Genomic DNA, 17,697 nt, shown 5'->3' with positions numbered 1-17,697 from the left:
TCGACCCACGACGAGCCCCGGCCTGAGGCCGGGGCTCGTCGCATGTCGGAGCACCCTCACCTGGCGCAACCCCAGGGGCCGCACCCGCCTCCGACCTGCGCAAAGTCCCTCGCGAACGAGATCGGAGGCGTAGTTTTGACTGCCATGGAGGACCCGACACCGTCGCACAGCGAGCCTGCCGGCGAGCTGTTCGAACGCTGGCTCTCGCACCGCGAAGGGGCTGTCGGCGAGACCCGCGCACCAGTCGGTCCGGTCACCCCCGACGCGGCCCTCGAGGCCGAGCAGGTGGCCCTGGCCGTGCGGCTCGCCGAGGAGGCCCACGAGGCGCACGAGGCCACCACGGCGACCGCCGGCTCGGTCGTCCTCGAGGAACCCCCCACACCGGCACCCGCAGCACCCCCGGAGGAGCGGCTGAGCTGGTCGCGCACCTCGGCGTTGTCCCGTCTGGCCCGACGCCTGCGTCCCACGGCGCCAGCGACCACCACCCAGGAGCCGACCTCCCCGCCCCGGGTGACGCTCGTCCAGTCCAGCAACCCCTCGACGCCCCCCTCGCCCCCGACCGCACCCCAGCCCGCGACGCCGGCCACCCCGGTCAGCGCCAGGACGCCGGTCCCCGACGCGCGCGACAACGGCCACGTGGTGTTCAAGCCCCGCACCGGCGCCCGTCGCCTGGTCGGCCTCCTGCTGCTCGCCTCCCTGGCGGCGACGGCCTACGCCGGATACGAGGCCTACGACGTGCGCACGACCAACACCATCGCCGTCGCGGCCACCCTCGGCGCCCTCAGCCTGGTCCTGTGGGCATTGCGGGCCGGCTCGTCGGCGCCGCGCCTCAGCGTCACCAGCGGCCAGCTCGAGGTGCTCGGCTCCGCCGGACGCTTCGTCTTCGACCTGGACAGCCCCTACACCCCGATCGAGGTCGTCGGCACAGCCGGCAAGCGCGGCTGGAGGGTGCTCTTCCTGCGACGCGGGATGTCGCCGTTCGTGATCGACTCCTCCATGGTCGACCCGACGGAGTTCATGAGCGTGCTGCGACGTCACCGCCCGGAGCGGACCGACTGACGACGTCGGTCGCGATCCAGTAGCGTCGCTTGCCGTTGCGTGGGTCCTCGAAGATCCCGCCGGCACCCTCGATGGTCCCCCGGGAGCCCGCGTTGTCCTCGTCGCAGGTCACCAGCGCCTGCTCGATGCCGAGCACGGCCGCCTTCCCCAGGGAGAGCGCCAGCGCCCGAGCGGCGTGGCCCTCGCGACGGCGCGACGGGCGCACGGAGTAGCCGATGTGGCCGCCCTCCTGGAGCAGCCAGTCGTTGAGCACGTGCCGCAGCGCCAGGAAGCCGACCACCTCGGTCCCGTCGGTGATCCAGAAGAACGAGCAGCGCACCCAGTCCTCGCGGATCGGGTCGGTGGCCGCGGAGCGCAGCCACGCGGCGTAGGCGGCGCACCCGTGCTCGTCGTAGACCGGCGCGGGGTCACCCAGGCCGGACCCGTGGGGGTAGTCGGTGCCGAACTCGGCCATCGCGGCCGCCCACGAGGCGTGCCAGCGGACATCGGGGACGACGAGCTCGGTCATGGCCTCATCCCATCAGAGCGGCCGCGCCCCCGGCCACCGCATTCCGGGCCCACCACAAAACTGGAACGTGTTCTAGACTTCCGCCGTGAGCGGATACGTCAAGGACGACCTCGACCTCGAGGAGGTGGAGCGCCAGAAGGCGCTCTACGGCCCCTTCGCCCAGTCGGTGCGCGAGCTGGTGGACGCCGCCATCCGCACCACGGTCGACGACGACGAGATCCGGCGGGCGCAGGGCGAGATCGAGGCGATCGTGGCACGCCTGCGCACCAGCCAGCTGGAGGGACCGTACGGCGTGCGGTTCGGCGCCGAGGGCCGCGGACGGCCGTGGGGCAACACGGTGGTGGGGCTGCGCAACGGTGCGGCTCCCCCGCTGGTGATCGACCACGACGACACCGGCCGCGCGTGGTCGGACTTCCACCTCGGCGCGGCCTACGAGGGGCCTCCGGGGCTCGTGCACGGCGGCGTCTCGGCGCTGCTGCTGGACCAGCTGCTCGGCGAGGCGGCTGGCGCAGGCGGCAAGCCCGGCATGACCGGCACCCTCACCCTGACCTACCGCCAGGGCACACCGCTGGGCGACCTGCGGGCCGAGGCCTGGATCGACCGCAGCGAAGGCATCAAGACCTGGGCCAAGGGCCACATCATCGGCCCCGAGGGCGTGACGGTGGAGGCCGAGGGCGTGTTCATCCTGCCGCGCTGGGCCCGCGCCGCGATCGAGCGTCGGGACCCGGAGGCGCCGACCCCGAGCTACTTCGAGTAGGACCCGCGATCGGAGGCGGGGCTCAGACCCGCTCGGCGCTCTTGACGCCACGCTCGCCGGCGTCGGTGAGCCTGGCCTCCTCGACGGCCTGCCGCTCCAGCTCGTGGCGACGACTCTCGTCGAGCAGCTCACGCGCGGCGTCGTAGGCCCCGGGGGCCGAGACCAGGTCGGTCGCGCCGCGGCGCAACCGGCCGAGGGCGGCGCGGGCGAAGATCTGCTGCTCGGTCGTGGTGCGCTCGGAGCGGCCGCGACCCAGGAACGAGACGAACCAGTGCAGGACCGCGGTGACGCGGTTCTTGAAGCCGGTGATGTAGACGAGGTGCACGGCGAGCCACATCAGCCAGGCGATGACGCCGGTGAGGCGGAGCTTGCCGACCATCGCGACCGCCCGGAAGCGGCTGATGATGGCCATGGAGCCCTTGTCGAAGTAGCGGAACGGCGGCTGCGCGGGCTTGCCCTTGAGCCGGTTGTCGATCTCCTTGGCGGCGTACTTGGCGCCCTGGATCGCGACCTGCGCGACACCGGGGAGGTTGTCGAGGGCGATCATGTCGCCGACGACGAAGACCTCGGGGTGCCCGGGCAGCGTGAGGTCGGGGTTGACGCCGATGCGACCGGCGCGGTCGAGCGGGGCACCGGTCTGCTCGGCCAGGGTCTTGCCGAGCGCGCTGCCCTGGACGCCCGCGGCCCAGATCTTGGTGACGGTGTTGATCCGCTCGACGCGGCCGTCCTTGTACTTCACCTCGAGGCCGCGCTCGTCGACGTCGGTCACCATGGCACCGAGCTGGACCTCGACGCCGAGCTTCTCGAGCTCGCGGGCGGTCCAGTCGCCGAGCTTCTTGCCGAACGGCGGCAGCACCTGCGGCGCGGCGTCGAGGAGCACGACCCGGGCGGTGCGGGTGTTGATGGCCCGGAAGTCGCGCTTGAGGGTGCGGTGCGCGAGCTCGGCGATCTGGCCGGCCATCTCCACCCCGGTCGGGCCGGCGCCGACGACCACGAAGGTCAGCAGGTGGTCCACGTTGTCGCCGCGCTGGGCGCCGAGCTCGGCCATCTCGAAGGCGCCGAAGATGCGGCCGCGGAGCTCGAGGGCGTCGTCGATGCTCTTCATGCCGGGGGCGTACTCAGCGAACTGGTCGTTGCCGAAGTAGGACTGGCCCGCTCCGGCCGCGACGATCAGCGAGTCGTAGGGGTGGACGTTCTCGCGACCGAGGACGTGGGAGGTGACCACGCGCTTCTCGAGGTCGATGCCGGTGACCTCGCCCAGGAGGACCTGGACGTTCTTCTGGCTGCTGAGGACCTCACGCGTCGGGGGCGCGATCTCGCCCTCGGACAGGATGCCGGTGGCGACCTGGTAGAGCAGCGGCTGGAAGAGGTGGTGGGTGGTCTTGGCGACCATCGTGACGTCCACGTCGGTGCGTCGGAGGGCCTTCGTGCCGAACAGTCCGCCGAAGCCGGACCCGATCACCACGACCTGGTGGCGTGCGCTGCTGGTCTCGGTGCTCATGGTCTGCTCCCGTGGTCGGTGGGTCCTCGCCACCATTGTCCCGTGACCCGACAACGCTGACCAATCCCGGCTTCCGTCGTCTGTGTCACATGGCTGGACCACTGGGGCGGCGTGAAGAAATTTCAACGACATCAGGTTTGCTGCCGCGCCCCCCGGGGTAAATCAGCCGACAATGGCTCCACCCTGTCCTGTTGACGTCGGAGAATTCGTTGCCGCTGAACCGGCCGGCCCTGTCCTTGGGCTCTGGGCCCAGGGGTGTGCAAGATGCACGCCGCTGGGTGGTCGAGACGTGCGTTGACATCGGCCGCGAGGACCTCGTCGAGTGCGCCGAGCTGGGCGTCTCCGAGCTCGTCACCAACGCCCTCCTCCACGGGGCGGCCCCGATCCAGGTGCGTGTGCGCGGCACCCGGGAGCACCCCCGTGTCGAGGTCCGCGACGGGTCGACGACCCCGCCGACGCTCCCGTCCAACACCGAGCCGATCGACGAGGACGACCTGCTGCTGACCTTCGGGCGTGGCCTGAGCATCGTGGCGCGCAGCGCCGACGCCTGGGGCGCCGAGATCGAGGACGACGGCAAGGTCGTGTGGTTCAACCCCGCGACCGGCTTCGCCGACGACGACGGTGCCGAGGGCACCATCACCGGCATCCTCGAGGGGCCCCGCGAGCAGCTCGAGGGCCAGGACCTCATCGAGTTCGACATCCGCGACGTCCCGCTCACCTCCTACATCGCCTTCCAGCGCCACTACCGCGAGCTGCGCCGCGAGGTGCGCCTGCTGGCCTTGGCCCACGAGTCCGACTACCCGTTGGCCAAGAGCCTCTCCGACCTCTTCGGCAGCCTGGAGCAGCCCCTGCGCGAGGGGATGGGCGCCGGGCAGATCGAGGCGGCCCTCGCGGCCGGCCAGACCAGCACCGACATCCACGTCGTGATGGACACCGAGGCGGCGACGACCGTGGGCCGCTTCATCGAGCTGCTCGACCTGGCCGACGCCTTCTGTCGCGAGGAGCGTCTGCTCTCGCTGGCCCGGACGCCGGAGCAGCAGCGCTTCCAGGAGTGGTTCCTCGGCGAGTTCGTCCGCCAGACCGGTGGCGAGGACCCCGTGCCGTGGCGTGAGCCGCTCCGCCCGGGTCGGGTCAGGCACACTAGCGTCTCGTGACTCCCCCGCTGCCGCGCCTGGTCGGTGCGGTGGCCCTCGGTGGAGCCGTCGGCGCCGTCCTGCGCCACGCCCTGGGTGAGGCGTTCGCCGACGGAAGCGGCTTCCCGTGGACGACCTTCGCCATCAACGTCTCCGGGGCCCTCGCGCTGGCCCTGCTCCCCGCGCTCGCAACCGTACGACGGTCCCGGACGCTCGCGGTCGCCCTCGGGCCGGGCGTCCTCGGCGGCTACACGACCCTCTCCGCGACCTCCGAGCAGGGACGCAGCCTGCTGGACCAGGGCCGCCCCGCCCTCGCCGCGACGTACCTGCTGGGGACGCTCCTGACCGCGCTGGTGGCCGTGACGGTCGCGTCGCACTGGTCGCGCCCGGAGGAGCGGGCCACCGTGGCTGCCGAGGGGGGCGACCGGTGACCGCACTGCTGGTGGGCCTCGGTGGCGCCGTCGGCGCGACCCTGCGCTTCCTGGTCGGCCACCGGCTCGACCGCGACGTCCCTGTCGGCACCTTCGTGGTCAACGTGGTCGGCTCGTTCCTGCTGGGCCTCTTCACCGCGATGTCGCTCGACGAGCAGCTGGTGGCGCTGCTGGGGACGGGCTTCTGCGGCGGCCTGACGACCTACAGCGCCTTCGCCGTGCAGACGCACGCCCTGGGGCGCCGCGGGGCGCTCTACGCGGCCCTGACGGTCCTGGTGGCCCTCGGCGCGTGCGCTGTGGGCTTCTGGGTCGGTCAGGCGTAGCCGAGCCGGTGCAGCCGCTCGTCGTCGATGCCGAAGTGGTGGGCCACCTCGTGCACGACGGTGATCCGGACCTCCTCGACCAGCTCGGCCTCGTCGGCACACATGTCGAGCAGGGGTCCGCGGAAGATGAAGATCCGGTCGGGGAGCTCGACCCCCATGGTGTGGTCGCGCTCGGTGAGGGCGACGCCGTCGTAGAGGCCCAGCAGGTCGGGCGGCTCGTCTGCCGGTGGCTCGTCCTCGACGAGGACGACGACGTTCTGGACCAGCGCGGCCAGCTCCTCGGGGATGCCGTCGAGCGCGCGGTCGACCAGCGCGTCGAAGCGCTCGGGGTCCATCTCGATCGGCATCCGGTCATTGTGCCCGGCGCCCGGGCAGGACCAGGAACTGCCCGCGAACGACAGCACGTCCCGGACCTGGTGGTCCGGGACGTGCTGGCTCTGCTTCTGCTGCGACCCCGACGGGACTCGAACCCGCGGCCTCCGCCGTGACAGGGCGGCGCGCTAACCAACTGCGCTACGGGGCCTTGGTGCTGCATTTTGCCCGGCACTGCCGGAGCGCTGGAACTCTAACCCATCCCCCTCGGCACCTCCCAATCCGGGATCGGATCGAGGGACTGGAGCGGGTGGAGCGAATGGTCACGAAAATCCTGTGCCACGCTCAGCCGGACGGGCGACGCAGGGCAGTTCCTAGAGTTTCGGCTTCGAGTTCCTACAGTTTCTCGCCCGGCGCGGTGGCCCGAGGCGTCGCCTTGAGCATCCACTGCGAGGGCACTCCGGCCCCTGGGTCTCGTCGCCGCGGACTGTCACGGTCACGAAGCGAAGGCGCTTAGGTCGGCTGCTATCGCTTGGGTTGTCAGCGGACTCCCGGAGGCCCCTGAAGTTCCTACAGTTCTTCTGTTGAATGCAGCGAAAGGCCTCAAGACTGTTGTCTTGAGGCCCTTCGCTGTTGCCGGTGAGTTAGGCGGCGGGGGGAACTGCTTCCGACTCTTCTCGCGTCTCGACTGCCTCCACAGGGAGCGTCGACTTCTCCACGAACGAGGTGATGAAGCGCAGGTTGGTCTCCACGGCGGCCATCGCGGCCGTGAGACTCCACATGGATCCACGCTTCCACTCGGTGCGTCCCTGTGTGAAATTGCCCCCGGTGGGTGACTTTAGGACCGAGAAGTAGGCCTCGGTGCGGCTGCGGCCGGGGTTGTAGATGGCCCAGTGCCTTGACGACTCCGCGATGAGGGGCTGCCAGTACTTGACGCCCTTCTTGTTGCCGCTGTCGTCGAAGTTCACGACGCTCGTCTTTCCGCAACACGTCGGCAGTGACTCGCCCTTGGGCAGATCAGCGGCTTCAACGCTGGGGACCCCGCGCTCGATGAGGTCACGGGTCTCCTGCTCCGGTCGCCGCACGAGAGGGCAGAGGACACGGCCCTCAGTAGCCGGGCAGGCGACCTGCAACTTGTACTGCTGCTCGGGGGCTTCTCCAGCCTTGGGGCGACCGACCTTGATGTTGCGCAGTTCGGGCAAGCGCCACTTCTGGCCCATCTTGAAGGCCGTCAGGTACGCCTCCTGTTCCGCGTGCGCGTCCCGCTGGGCCTGGGTTGCGTCGTGGCCGGGGTGCTTGAGTGTCCGAGTGAGGCGCTGCTTGTTGACTCCCGGGCACATGACGGACCCGCATCGGGCCAAGACGGGGCCTTCTGTCGACGTGCTGCCGGTTTCCGCGAGGCGCTCGTAGGGTCGCTGACGGTCCAGCGGCAGACCGACGAGGCCGAAGTTCCGCTCGATCAGGCCTGTGTTGAGGCCTGTTGCCTGCGGATACGCCCGGTCGCCCACCACGTACCGGTGCCAGACCCCCTGCTTGTCGCTCTTCTTCGTGCGCACGGGCGGGATCAGTGAGGGGTCGATGCGCTGGATCAGGTCGATCCCGGCCAGCACGGGTCCCGTAACGTCGGTGCCGGGCTCGGTGACGCCAATGCCCAGGCAGACTGCGGGGACGGTGTACTCGGCGCTGCCGCTAAGCGCAATGATGCTCTGAAGACCGACGACATCGGGGTGGCGCAGGTGCCGGTCGTGCGCTGTCTGGCGGGCGAGTTGCAACGCTGGGGCGATGTCACCGGGGTGCATGCCGGTGGTCACACGCGCCTTCGTCTCGTCGATCCCGATGTGCCCGTCCCACGACTTGAAGATGCCCTGCTTGAGGTCCTTCGTGCCGTAGTTCAGGTCGTTGCCGAGGACGAGACTGGCGCGGATCAGCCGATAGACGACCTCGTCTCGGAGCGCGGCGCGCGCATCCAGGTCTGCGTCGGCCTCCTGACTTGCCCGGAGTTCGGCAACGGTGTGCTTCTTGTTCGCAGCCAGGGTGGTGGTGTCGATGCACTCCATGAGCGCCTTGCACTGAAAGCCGATCTGGTTGGCCTGTTGCTTGAACTCCTTCTTGGCGCGGATCCGCTCAGCCTGGGGTAGGTGCCGCGCGACCTCCGGGCCGTCAGAGCGAGGCCCGACGACCTGTGCGCACCGGGAATCGTCGGACCAGTAGGGCGCCGTCATGCCCAGCGAAGCGCGGCTCGCGTCGTCGAGTTCGCCGAAGATGAGACCGACCAGCGCCGCCCAGGTGAAGTCCCTGTTCCGACGCGACAAGACGTAGATCAGGGTCAAGAGTGAGCGGGCCGTGAGCCTCTCCCGGGTCTGGGGACGACCGAGTTTCGGCGTGGCTGAGGCGGATGTGACCGCGTCAAAGCCATCGGCGGGCCTGCCTCCCGCCTCTGCCGCGGAGCCGGACGTGGCGGCCTCCAGAAGCGGCACGACTCCCGAGATCTCCACGAGGGCCAGTCCTTGCTTGACGAGTTCGAACGTGGAGGCGCTGTCGGGGCGGTGAGTGCTGTATCCCATTTCAGTTCACCTCCGTCACGGTCCCGGAACCGGGGCGCGTAGCGAGGTCGAGGATGATCAGGTGCCTGCCGGGCTCGCCCAGAAGCCGCTGCGCTGCCGCGTGGAGAGCGACGTCCTTGTGTTCGGGGAGGTACCTGAGGAGTTCGGTGGGCGTCTTCGTGCCGGGGTTGAGCCCAGCGATCTGACACACCATCGAGAACGACATGGGGCTTTCGAGAAGGCCAGCGATCCAGGCACCGCGCGCCCTGGCGGCGTCGTAGGTCGCCCAGAGGCCGTGGACGCGCCTCAGCGCGACCTTAAGGACGCTGATGAGGTTGCGCCGCACAACGATGTGCGGACTCAGTAGCCATGCCTCTGCGGAGATGGGCTTACGACTGCGCCGCACCTTCTCGGCCGTCTGCTCGACGATTGCTTGACGGGCTTGGCGTGCCGCTTGTGCCAGTACCTGCCGCACGGGTGCGTCGACGACGGGAATCACCCTGAACTCCCCAGTGTCGTAGTGCACGACCACGAACATCTTCTCGCCCTCGACGTGGACCCAGTCGGCGGTCGCGGCCTGCACCTCTTGCGCGGTGAGTCCGAGCCCGAATGTCAACGCCCAAAGCACCTTGCCCTCGAAGGCCCGCTCTTGCGCGATACGGGCGAGGCTCTCCCAGAAGGCCAGCGCCTCGGCGCGGGTGTGCGGCTCGCGTACCAACTTGCGGATGGGCCCGGTGGGCATCGGCCCACCGCGCCTTAGGTGTCGAAGCCGAGCCATAGTCGTGGCGGAGGTCGCTCCCTGGGACTCCAGGTGCATCCCGTAGGCCTGGATGTTCGCCTCGGTGAGTACCGCGGCAAGGCTTTCGGGCGCTGCAACCCGCAGCCGCCAGCGCAAGAAGGCGGTGCTGCTGGCCAAGAACGCCGCGTCGACGGAAGTGCTGGTGAAGTCCATGCGCTCGACTAGGGCGACGAGTTCCTTCTGGAAGTGCCGGTAGTCCTCCCAGCGCAGAGAAGTGGGGCGGTAGTCGGTCAGCACCTGGTGGCGCTCCTGGCTGGTCGGGACCGACGGCGCGCAGACCCGCTTGGACTTGCGCGTCCGCGCCTGCCGCACGACCGGGTTCTCTGTTGTTTCGTGAACCGCAACAGGGCCAGGCTGCGATCCCTTCGCGCCCGCTGCCTGAGCGAACTGCGTCTCTTCGAGCGCGGCCCGCGACGTCATCGCGGCGGTGTCTCCCGCGGCCGCTTCGGCGCGACTGACGGTGGTGAAGGTTCCTCGCTTTGCCATTGCAAACTCCTCATTCATGTAGCACATTTGCTACATCTGCATGGAGCCAACACAGTCACAACACGGCTCGTCAAGAAGTGCGCCGCTTGTAATTCGTTCGCTTCCCGGTCACACAGGCCGTGTCCGGCAGCGACCTCGTAGCGCACTCAACGACGTGCTGAAGCGTGCAGATGAGAGAAAGCAACTTCGAAGGAGGATGAGAACCGCATGGAAGAGAACCTTGAGATGTGGGCTCTCGCTGACGGCAACATCATCAGCAACACGCATCCGCAGTGGCGCTGCCGCGGTCGCATCGGCGGATGCGCACTGCACAACCCGAGCGATCACGCGCTCCGAGACGCGCCCCTCGTCATGTACCGCGGGCGCCTCGGGCGTCGGTGCGAGCACCAGGACCACCCCGACCTCGACGACGCCGTCTACCTAGACGATCAGGGCACCCAGAGCGCCTACCGGTACGCCCGCGGACCGTCCTGGCTCCACGAGTGCGCGTGCGACTGCTGCGGCATCGACCAGTCCTACTGGCAGCCCGACTCGACCATCGAGGAGACCGAATGATGACCAACAAGAGCAGCGCCACGTGGGGCGCACTGGGAACCCGCTGGGTCGTCGAGACCTCGTCTGGGTCCTGCCACCTCTTCTCCTTCGGGGAGGGCGACACGTACATGCGCGTGCCCGACGCAACGAACTCGGAGCCCCACTCCAAGGACCCGGACGCCTACTGGAGCGACACGCTCCGACGCGACGGCGAAGTCCTGCCCGTCATCGGCAACCTGCCCGAGCCGATCACCGGCGAGCGCTACCGGTTCTGGATCACAGGCCTTAACCCGGCCGCAGTCGGCACCTTGCGAGACACCACCCCCGTCGTCTCGGTCAGCCTGCTCGGCGACCCGTCCCTCTCGGTGGCCGCCATTGAGGAGACCCGATGACGGTCCGAATCCCGAACGATCCCGGTTACTGGATGTGCTCGGTACCTATCGGGTGGGAGGCAATCGCGGCACGACTCGTCGGCGACCTGGACCGCCTCCTCCCCGGCTACACCGTGCGACAGTTGAAAGAGAAGTTCGGCGCCTTTGAGGCCTACGTCTCGATGCCTGAGGACTCATTCATCAGAGCGGAGCGGCGTTGCTGATCGGCGGGGAAGCCGAAGTCGGAGTGCAGGCGGACAGGAAGGAGGTAAGCCAATGTCCAAGCGAAGCAGTAGCAAGGTCACGAGCGCCAAGGTCGCCAAGCAGGCCTCAAGCGCTCTGCGCGACGGCCGCTCGTCGCCCCGAACGAAGAGCATCGCAGCCAGCGCCTTGGCACAGGCCAAGGGCGGCAAGAAGGGTAAGTAGTTCATGGTCGCGTTGCGTTCGGCCGCTCCCGGACGCGATGCACCGGCACCATTGTCTACCGCGACTTGGGGTCGTATGACCACATTGGTTTGGACAGCCCAGCCCTCCGGGAACCCCATCCGGTGCTCCGGAGTCATCCTCAACGGACCGGGGAACTTCCCCACCACCACCTCCTTGAACTTCCGCGGCCAGTTCGTCGCGGGTTCAGTTGGATGGCGAAATGCCCAGTCAGGGCTGCCAACAGACAGACCCTGGACGAATCGGCCAAGTGCAAGTAGTGCAGCCGGTCGTGAATCAGTTTCACTGTTGGCTTCGCGGGTGGGTAGAGGGTGCTGCAATTCCACACTCGAAAGCCGGCCCGCAGACTGGCTGAATATCCCAAGACCTCTGTCGCGCCTTACGTGGAGTTGCAATGACTCAAGCCACGAAAGACGGAGCCCGCCTATCCGAGACTGGTCACGCGAAATAAACCAAACTTCGTGCACGTTTTCGAGACAACGTACCCCGCGGGCGGCGTCTCGTCTTCGCTGGCCATGCCTCCTCCAAAGTTAACCTCATCGCCCACAGCGTAAATCTCCCCATCCGCGAGTACCTGCTCCCCGGTCGGCTTCCATTCAACTTCCAACGTAAAGAAAACTGGAATCAGGGCCGGGTATTGTGGGACGTCCACAATTAAGCACAATTCTTCAACTTTAGGGTCCCGGACAATAGGGCGTCGTCTCCATCTGGAGGCAAGTCTCCCGGGTTGAGGGAAACCGGGCCGCTTGCTTCTCTGGGCGCTCTGGAGGGAGCGGGACCATTCAGGGTGCCCCCCTCATCGCTGCGGGCGCTGGCAGTTATTAAGAATGTGAATGCAAGGCAGAGCGTTTTCGCGGACGTCATCTTGGCGTCACTAGGCGCTTATCGAGATTGGCCATCTTCCCGATCGGACTAAAATAAGCATAATTGCACTCCCCAGCCCCGGGCCCGGTCTTAGATCCGCCTTTGTGAATCCCCGCCGCCAGCGTGCAAAAGTCCCCACTGTCACCTCCAAAGCATCTCAACGAACTTCCCATGACAACAGGAAATCCGGGTGCGCAAAGGTAGGTAGGTCCCATCCGGAATTCCACCGCTTCCGGGTGGAGAAATTAATTGTGAGACAGTTCCGCACGAATTCGTCGTCGTCTTCCCCCGATGGCAAAAGCATAACCCCGCCATGTCTTCACGGGAGCCGTATCGCCCAGTCACGGCGTTTGGTGTCGTCGTTGGAATTCCGTGGAATTATCCCTGAGGGGGGCGCGGCTGGCAACTGGAACCAGGCGATGTCCTGAACTCTATCGGCGCGTGAGGGCGTGTCGCTACTACGTGTACGGATTGTCGTGGCCCGCTCCGCCCAGACAACCGTCGATCATGCCATCGTCTATTAGACATACCACGGGGAAAACGTCATCAATGTTTGAAGGTCGGTCAAAATACTCGTTCGGGAAATCCCCAGTAGTCCCATTCCCCCCTCCGCATCCGCCGCCCCAGTAGAAGGTGCGCGTGTAGCCAACTGTGCCACTCACAGGAAAAACGTTGAAATAGGCATGAACGCCCTTATTGTCGCACTCAGTGTCTTGGAGGGTCATGTCCGCCGTGAAGCGGGTTTTCACAGCCTGCCAGAACGTCAGGCCCCCATAACGGCTGGCGTCGGGTGAGAACGTATTTGGTATTTTAGCAATATAACTTTGCGCCGCATGGGCAGGTTGGCTTGGCAACCCGATCAATACGAGAGCGAGTATCGCGACCACCACGATCCGCGCAGTCCCAGATCCGCCCTGAAGCGTGTTCTCAACGCCCTTTGCAGTCGCCCTCATTCTGTCACGTCCATAGCCAAATCAGGATCAGAGGCCATGTTCGTTAGCTCTGTAATCGACATCCGCATTTCCTTCATCGCGGCATCCACCGAATTCGCTGGAAATACCTCGCTAGCGGAAACAATTCTTGAGTTCTCGGGATCAACAAATTGAACACTTCGCCGATACCAAACTAGCCCGTCATGCTCCTTCAACCTATCGGGCCGAGCAATAACCAGTGGCTCCCGGATATATACCTCCTCGGGAGGCAGCAACGCCATCACCTTCACAAATTTCGTTAGGCCTTCAACTTTCTCGGCCTCGCAAGACACGTAGGCGCCGTCCGCAACCCCAACGTCGCAGATGCGCTCTGGGTCCCCTTCGGACTCAGCAGCCGAGTAATTCAGGGCCAGACGAAAGGAATGTTCACCTTCTGCGAACAACGCTTCAATCGATCTGGCTCGACCGAATTCTCCAGGTTCGAGTCTCTGCCCACCTGCATCAGCCACGACAATCCCTGTGCGCTTAAGCACCCCTCCAGTGTGCTCAAATCCCTCTCTTGCATGAGACTCAACCACTTCAACTACCTCAGAAGGTGGTCGGCTTTGGTCAAGTGGAGGTGCCGCCACTTCCGGAGCCGGGGAAGCTGCAGTTCCGCAGGCCGACAGTCCGCTGCCCGAGAACAGAGCCACTGCGAGAATTGCGCCGACGCTTCGCGCGTTCATTTTCATCCTTGGAGACCAATCAAGAGGGGCGAACATCATAAGCCGACGATCCACGAAACTCAAGATCAACGCGCACCGGGTGGGGGTGGTGGGGGGTGGCACTCGATCCTGAGGAGTGACTCCTCATTCAAGACCGGTGAACGTTCCGCGCTTTGATACACAAACTCTTGATTCATGTAGCATATTTGCTACTACAATCTGATGCAGCGAGCAAGGTCAGCGCCTCGGCTCGCCGTGACGGTCGCTTGTGATTCGTTCCCTTGCCGCGTCGCACATGCCGTGTCCGGCAACGCCCACGCGGCGCACCTGAAAGATAGATTCGGTGAACTGGCGAGAACTGATCGCGAAACCCCAGGCGAGACGTCAATTCGGACGCCGCGGCCCCACCGCTCGCCGGGTTGGTAACGGCGGGAGACCGTCATGATCGAAGTTGACTTCCTCTGGGTGGGGGCGGAAGCGGGCGAATCGTTCTACCTTGCCGGCGGGCAAACTCGAACAGCCTCGGGTCTTCACCAGGTCGCATCTGAGATGCCCGCACCGTGCTGTTGTGTCGATCTCGACACGGGGTGGAGCGCGAGCCGCGCAACTTTGACCGGAACACCTTCGTAGACCAGCGCCGGATCTAAGCAGAGCATCGACCTCGATGCGGCTATACCGCGAGATCAGGGCATCAACCGGTTGATCAGTCGTCACCTCGATAGGGCGTGCTTTGTCCGGTCTCGCACGAAGCGAGACCCCCGGCCCTGGGCGCATCTACGCAGGGCCCGGGGGTCTCTTGGCCTTTGTCGCTGGCGTCACTTGTCGAACCCCGCGGGAGTACATGGCGTGATTACGCTCCAGACGTACAGGCCGTCTCTCTGGACGACTCGCGAGCGTTCCCGCAAGGGATGGTGTGATCACGACAGGAGTTCATCAGGGGCAAGAATTTGTCCCCACGTCACGGCGGGCGAAAGTGGCGAGCAGCGGTTCCCGATGTCGACAGGCAACGCTCCCACACGACCAAACTGCTTATCTGGCATACTTTCGGCATGCCGAGCACCGACGAGCCTTTGATCTCTCCACCCCTCTCTGATGCACAGCGGTACATGCTTTTTTATGGTCTCGTTGACTGGCAAGGGCCATCGGAGTGCACTCCTGCGTTGGCCATAGCCATGGGCTTCTCCGGACTTGAAGAACTTGAACAGGATGGTCGTCGCATCGCTGACGCGATTCATGCCGGGAGGGGACTTACAGTTCTGGATTGGTCACGAGCGCTCGTTTCTACAGAGTTCATCTTTGCTAGCGACGTCTTCGGCACCGGTAGAGAGTGGACCACTATTCATGGCTACGACGACGCCTACTGGATCGACGTGTTGCGCAGCCTCCAAACAATGCTGCCATTGTCGAGCGACGGCATAGCGACCTGAGTTAATCCAATTGATTACCCGTACAGTAATACGAAGCGTTACTCCTAGGCCAGGCAGTCATAATTCGCCTAGCCGTCTTTCCAAGGATAACCACCATGACTCGAGGGGTAATATTTCCTGCCGGATTAACGAATGAGACCATGCGCTCGTAACAGAAGCGGGCCTCGTTCTGCTCGAAGACTGCGTCCGGTTCAGAAACCGTGTGCCATACCCACCAGTTCATAAAGCTCCCCCAGTCACGCCCCTCCCAGGCAGCGAGCTTTGCGAATTGCGATTTGTGACCAGCGCGGATGTAGCGCAGACCAAAAGCCGCCTCGCTCCCGTCGCGATTCGCCATACCGCAGTAGTGGATAGCGTCAGATCCAACCATCCGCGTGTGCAGCGATTTGCGGGGGTATTCCTTGAGGTGCCTGTACTTGTCGCTGCCGGAATCTCCGGGACACTGGGCGTCCCACCACGTTGACCCTCGACCCTCAACGTTGGTTGTTGAGTCACTCGAGAAGTAGGTCTTCGACCCATCCGGCGCCGTGACGTAGGACCTCCATTGGCCGCTACCGTCAGGGTCTGAATATCCCGGGAGACTGCTGTCAAATTCTTCAGCGATGACAGAGTCACCAGCAGTACCTGGGTCAATTAGAGTGTCATCAGTCGCTGCGGTCGTTACAAGCATGGCCATGCGAGCTTCGGGCGACCAGAGGGCCCCATCGAAAGCGCTCACGAAGACTTCATAAGTTACACTCAAATTGAGCACCCCCGACGGCACCAACGCATCCGCCACAGTTCCAGAGGGAACGCTGTAGTCCCAGAGTGTGGCGACGCTGACGCCGTCTTTCAGCACCGTGAACTTCGCGGTGAGCATCTGACCGTCGGGATCGGACACTGATGCGCCTAATGTCGGCGTTGTAGAGTGCGCCGACTGAGGCGTGCCAGGTGATGCGAACGCGCCCGTGGGTGTTGCTGGTGCATTGTTGGGGACGGAGTAGGTCACATTCAACCTAGGACGCTTATTATCGTTAGAAGCCGCGGGCGCTGAGGAGTAGAAAGACAGGACGTTCAGGGTAGACGTTCCCGCCTGCTTGAGGACCAGCCCCGTCTTGTTCCCCGGATTAGTGACCCAGCTCTGGACAAGATCCTTGAGATTTCCGCCGAAGATACGGAATCCGGACGCACTGCCGTTCATCGACAGCGTGCCGTAGGCGGTGGCTCCAGGGTCTCCGCCATCCCATGCTCCGGATGTCCCCGAGTTGCTCCAAGTCGCAGAGCTGCCGCTGAATGCAAGACCCGCACGGAAGAGCGCGTACTCACCAGTAACGGCGCTCGCCGACTGCGTGTGATCGAGGTATAGAGGCACTTCCGCGGAGCTGACCGTTGCGTTAGCGGGTATAGAGGAGGTGTCGAAGTCAAGTAGCCCTCGGTAATTGATGGGGCCCGAGCTTCGTCCTACCTTCACGTATGTTGCGGCATCCCCGCAATTGTTGCCGGATGGCGTGCTATCTCGAATCCAGCAATCCTTGGCTGCAGGCTCATTTCCCAACGATGGGTCAATTGTAACAGGATAAACTCGAGCAGGGTCCTGCAACCAGCCCGCATCAGGAGTGACGGCGAGCATCCAGCCTGCGCCGTTACGAACCAGCTCGTAGGACACTTGCGTGCTCACGCTTACGTCTTCGCCGGAGTCGAACATGTAGGCGGCTGGCATCACGACGGTAACATCGCCGTTGGCCTTGCGGAACTCGATCGAGCCATCAGCATTTAGGTGTGGTGTCAAACCCGCGCTAGTCCCAATGGTGTATGTATAGCGAAGCGGGCCGACCGGAGCCTCTTCGAGAAGGATGTTCTCCTTCAGGTAGTTGCTGGTGACCTCATAGGTGACCGCATCCGCACCACGCACTTCGTCGAACGTCGCAGCCGCACCTGAAACTTCGGGGGCTTCGGAAAGGCCGTGCAGACGCATCGTGACCCACACATCCTCGGTCTCGAATCGAACCGGAGTGGTCGACGGGTCGGCAGGAATCTTCGCCTGAAAGCTGTTGGCACTATTGACGGCCTCATATGCCGCACCTGGGGCCGGGACGAGTTCGTTATCGATCGGCAACCATTCCTGACTTTCAGCCCAATAATTCACCGACTCAGCGAAGGCTTCGAGGCGCATATCGCCATTTTCGTCAATGTACGTGTTGCTTGTCGCCGTGGACATCTCCGGCACTATGCCCGTGCTTTGCGCTGGTAATACTTCTATTGCGCCCTGCTGCTCTGGAAGCCGTGCGGCAGACACATGCTGCGTCATCGACACCAAAAGCAGCGACACTAAAATGGTGGCGGCTGAAAAGTTGAGAGGGCGTGAAAAATGAACGAGACGGTACAATGAACTGCTCCCAGAGTGGCTGGCACCGCCCTGTTTAGAGGTGCTCAGTAAGCGCGCCAGATTTTGTCAGCGCTCGTCGAAAGTTCGGCCGGTTCTGCTCTTTGAAAGTTAGGCCACTTCGGTGTTGGTCATTGTGCCGTGTTCTCGGCTCTGGCCGATGGCAGCGTGTCGATGCCGCTGTCCTTGAGCCGGTAGGAGCTGCCT

16 protein-coding genes and 1 tRNA gene are annotated in these 17,697 nt (G+C 65.0%); 9 read left to right on the top strand and 8 right to left on the bottom strand.

Annotated features, from left to right (window positions below):
- Positions 1-144: 144 nt before the first annotated feature.
- Positions 145-1,059, top strand: coding sequence for a hypothetical protein (locus tag RMN98_RS02085; protein WP_309647145.1), 915 nt, complete (start codon positions 145-147; stop codon positions 1,057-1,059).
- Here the strand turns inward: RMN98_RS02085 and RMN98_RS02080 are convergent.
- Complete coding sequence (locus RMN98_RS02080; protein ID WP_309647144.1) at positions 1,016-1,567, bottom strand: GNAT family N-acetyltransferase; 552 nt, start codon at positions 1,565-1,567, stop codon at positions 1,016-1,018. The two genes, RMN98_RS02085 and RMN98_RS02080, sit on opposite strands and share 44 nt — an antisense overlap.
- A gap of 85 nt (positions 1,568-1,652) precedes the next feature.
- Between RMN98_RS02080 and RMN98_RS02075 the strand changes: the two genes are divergently transcribed.
- Positions 1,653-2,324: a PaaI family thioesterase gene (locus tag RMN98_RS02075; RefSeq protein ID WP_309647143.1), complete on the top strand. Its 672-nt coding sequence runs from the start codon at positions 1,653-1,655 to the stop codon at positions 2,322-2,324.
- Positions 2,325-2,346: 22 nt separating this feature from the next.
- On the opposite strand, the gene RMN98_RS02070 is transcribed toward RMN98_RS02075, so the two are convergent.
- The gene (locus tag RMN98_RS02070) at positions 2,347-3,825 is read right to left on the bottom strand and encodes an NAD(P)/FAD-dependent oxidoreductase (RefSeq protein WP_309647142.1); all 1,479 of its coding nucleotides are present in this window, start codon (positions 3,823-3,825) and stop codon (positions 2,347-2,349) included.
- Between the two features lie 257 nt (positions 3,826-4,082).
- On the opposite strand from RMN98_RS02070, the gene RMN98_RS02065 reads away from it, so the two are divergent.
- The 3 genes from RMN98_RS02065 to RMN98_RS02055 are packed head-to-tail and all read left to right on the top strand — an operon-like array spanning position 4,083 to position 5,712.
- Positions 4,083-4,979 (top strand): ATP-binding protein, encoded by an 897-nt coding sequence (locus RMN98_RS02065; protein WP_309647141.1) that lies wholly within the window; start codon positions 4,083-4,085, stop codon positions 4,977-4,979.
- On the top strand, positions 4,976-5,389 hold the full coding sequence (locus tag RMN98_RS02060) for a CrcB family protein (RefSeq protein ID WP_309647140.1): 414 nt from the start codon (positions 4,976-4,978) through the stop codon (positions 5,387-5,389). The genes RMN98_RS02065 and RMN98_RS02060 overlap by 4 nt, the downstream gene beginning before the upstream one ends.
- The gene (locus tag RMN98_RS02055) at positions 5,386-5,712 is read left to right on the top strand and encodes a CrcB family protein (protein WP_309647139.1); all 327 of its coding nucleotides are present in this window, start codon (positions 5,386-5,388) and stop codon (positions 5,710-5,712) included. The genes RMN98_RS02060 and RMN98_RS02055 overlap by 4 nt, the downstream gene beginning before the upstream one ends.
- Here RMN98_RS02055 and RMN98_RS02050 read toward each other — a convergent pair.
- The 4 genes from RMN98_RS02050 to RMN98_RS02035 form a co-directional block, all read right to left on the bottom strand.
- On the bottom strand, positions 5,703-6,059 hold the full coding sequence (locus RMN98_RS02050; protein WP_309647138.1) for a metallopeptidase family protein: 357 nt from the start codon (positions 6,057-6,059) through the stop codon (positions 5,703-5,705). The two genes, RMN98_RS02055 and RMN98_RS02050, sit on opposite strands and share 10 nt — an antisense overlap.
- A 102-nt stretch (positions 6,060-6,161) precedes the next feature.
- Positions 6,162-6,235 (bottom strand) — tRNA-Asp (locus tag RMN98_RS02045).
- A gap of 433 nt (positions 6,236-6,668) precedes the next feature.
- Positions 6,669-8,588, bottom strand: coding sequence for a hypothetical protein (locus RMN98_RS02040; protein ID WP_309647137.1), 1,920 nt, complete (start codon positions 8,586-8,588; stop codon positions 6,669-6,671).
- A 1-nt stretch (position 8,589) separates the two neighbouring features.
- Positions 8,590-9,852 (bottom strand): hypothetical protein, encoded by a 1,263-nt coding sequence (locus RMN98_RS02035; protein WP_309647136.1) that lies wholly within the window; start codon positions 9,850-9,852, stop codon positions 8,590-8,592.
- A gap of 207 nt (positions 9,853-10,059) precedes the next feature.
- On the opposite strand from RMN98_RS02035, the gene RMN98_RS02030 reads away from it, so the two are divergent.
- Genes RMN98_RS02030 through RMN98_RS02020 form a run of 3 tightly spaced genes read left to right on the top strand, consistent with a single transcriptional unit; the run spans position 10,060 to position 10,981 of the window.
- Complete coding sequence (locus RMN98_RS02030) at positions 10,060-10,407, top strand: hypothetical protein (protein ID WP_309647135.1); 348 nt, start codon at positions 10,060-10,062, stop codon at positions 10,405-10,407.
- Entirely contained in the window at positions 10,407-10,778 is a 372-nt protein-coding gene (locus tag RMN98_RS02025) for a hypothetical protein (protein WP_309647134.1), read from the top strand. Before RMN98_RS02030 ends, RMN98_RS02025 begins: the two co-directional genes overlap by 1 nt.
- Entirely contained in the window at positions 10,775-10,981 is a 207-nt protein-coding gene (locus RMN98_RS02020) for a hypothetical protein (RefSeq protein WP_309647133.1), read from the top strand. The genes RMN98_RS02025 and RMN98_RS02020 overlap by 4 nt, the downstream gene beginning before the upstream one ends.
- 2,033 nt (positions 10,982-13,014) lie before the next feature.
- Here the strand turns inward: RMN98_RS02020 and RMN98_RS02015 are convergent.
- On the bottom strand, positions 13,015-13,722 hold the full coding sequence (locus RMN98_RS02015) for a hypothetical protein (RefSeq protein ID WP_309647132.1): 708 nt from the start codon (positions 13,720-13,722) through the stop codon (positions 13,015-13,017).
- A gap of 1,028 nt (positions 13,723-14,750) precedes the next feature.
- On the opposite strand from RMN98_RS02015, the gene RMN98_RS02010 reads away from it, so the two are divergent.
- Entirely contained in the window at positions 14,751-15,128 is a 378-nt protein-coding gene (locus tag RMN98_RS02010; protein WP_309647131.1) for a hypothetical protein, read from the top strand.
- Between the two features lies 1 nt (position 15,129).
- Here RMN98_RS02010 and RMN98_RS02005 read toward each other — a convergent pair whose 3' ends face one another.
- Positions 15,130-17,493, bottom strand: coding sequence for a DNRLRE domain-containing protein (locus RMN98_RS02005; RefSeq protein WP_309647130.1), 2,364 nt, complete (start codon positions 17,491-17,493; stop codon positions 15,130-15,132).
- Between the last annotated feature and the right edge of the window lie 204 nt (positions 17,494-17,697).

This window comes from Nocardioides sp. (genome assembly GCF_031397825.1).
Classification (GTDB): Bacteria; Actinomycetota; Actinomycetes; order Propionibacteriales; family Nocardioidaceae; genus Nocardioides.
This window is presented reverse-complemented; position numbering and strand designations above follow the sequence as displayed.

Bases quoted from the DNA above. Each gene is read 5' to 3' on its own strand.
- RMN98_RS02085 (WP_309647145.1), top strand. From the start codon at position 145: ATGGAGGACCCGACACCGTCGCACAGCGAGCCTGCCGGCGAGCTGTTC.
- RMN98_RS02080 (WP_309647144.1), bottom strand. From the start codon at position 1,567: ATGACCGAGCTCGTCGTCCCCGATGTCCGCTGGCACGCCTCGTGGGCG.
- RMN98_RS02070 (WP_309647142.1), bottom strand. From the start codon at position 3,825: ATGAGCACCGAGACCAGCAGCGCACGCCACCAGGTCGTGGTGATCGGG.
- RMN98_RS02050 (WP_309647138.1), bottom strand. From the start codon at position 6,059: ATGCCGATCGAGATGGACCCCGAGCGCTTCGACGCGCTGGTCGACCGC.
- RMN98_RS02040 (WP_309647137.1), bottom strand. From the start codon at position 8,588: ATGGGATACAGCACTCACCGCCCCGACAGCGCCTCCACGTTCGAACTC.
- RMN98_RS02035 (WP_309647136.1), bottom strand. From the start codon at position 9,852: ATGGCAAAGCGAGGAACCTTCACCACCGTCAGTCGCGCCGAAGCGGCC.
- RMN98_RS02030 (WP_309647135.1), top strand. From the start codon at position 10,060: ATGGAAGAGAACCTTGAGATGTGGGCTCTCGCTGACGGCAACATCATC.
- RMN98_RS02025 (WP_309647134.1), top strand. From the start codon at position 10,407: ATGACCAACAAGAGCAGCGCCACGTGGGGCGCACTGGGAACCCGCTGG.
- RMN98_RS02020 (WP_309647133.1), top strand. From the start codon at position 10,775: ATGACGGTCCGAATCCCGAACGATCCCGGTTACTGGATGTGCTCGGTA.
- RMN98_RS02015 (WP_309647132.1), bottom strand. From the start codon at position 13,722: ATGAACGCGCGAAGCGTCGGCGCAATTCTCGCAGTGGCTCTGTTCTCG.
- RMN98_RS02010 (WP_309647131.1), top strand. From the start codon at position 14,751: ATGCCGAGCACCGACGAGCCTTTGATCTCTCCACCCCTCTCTGATGCA.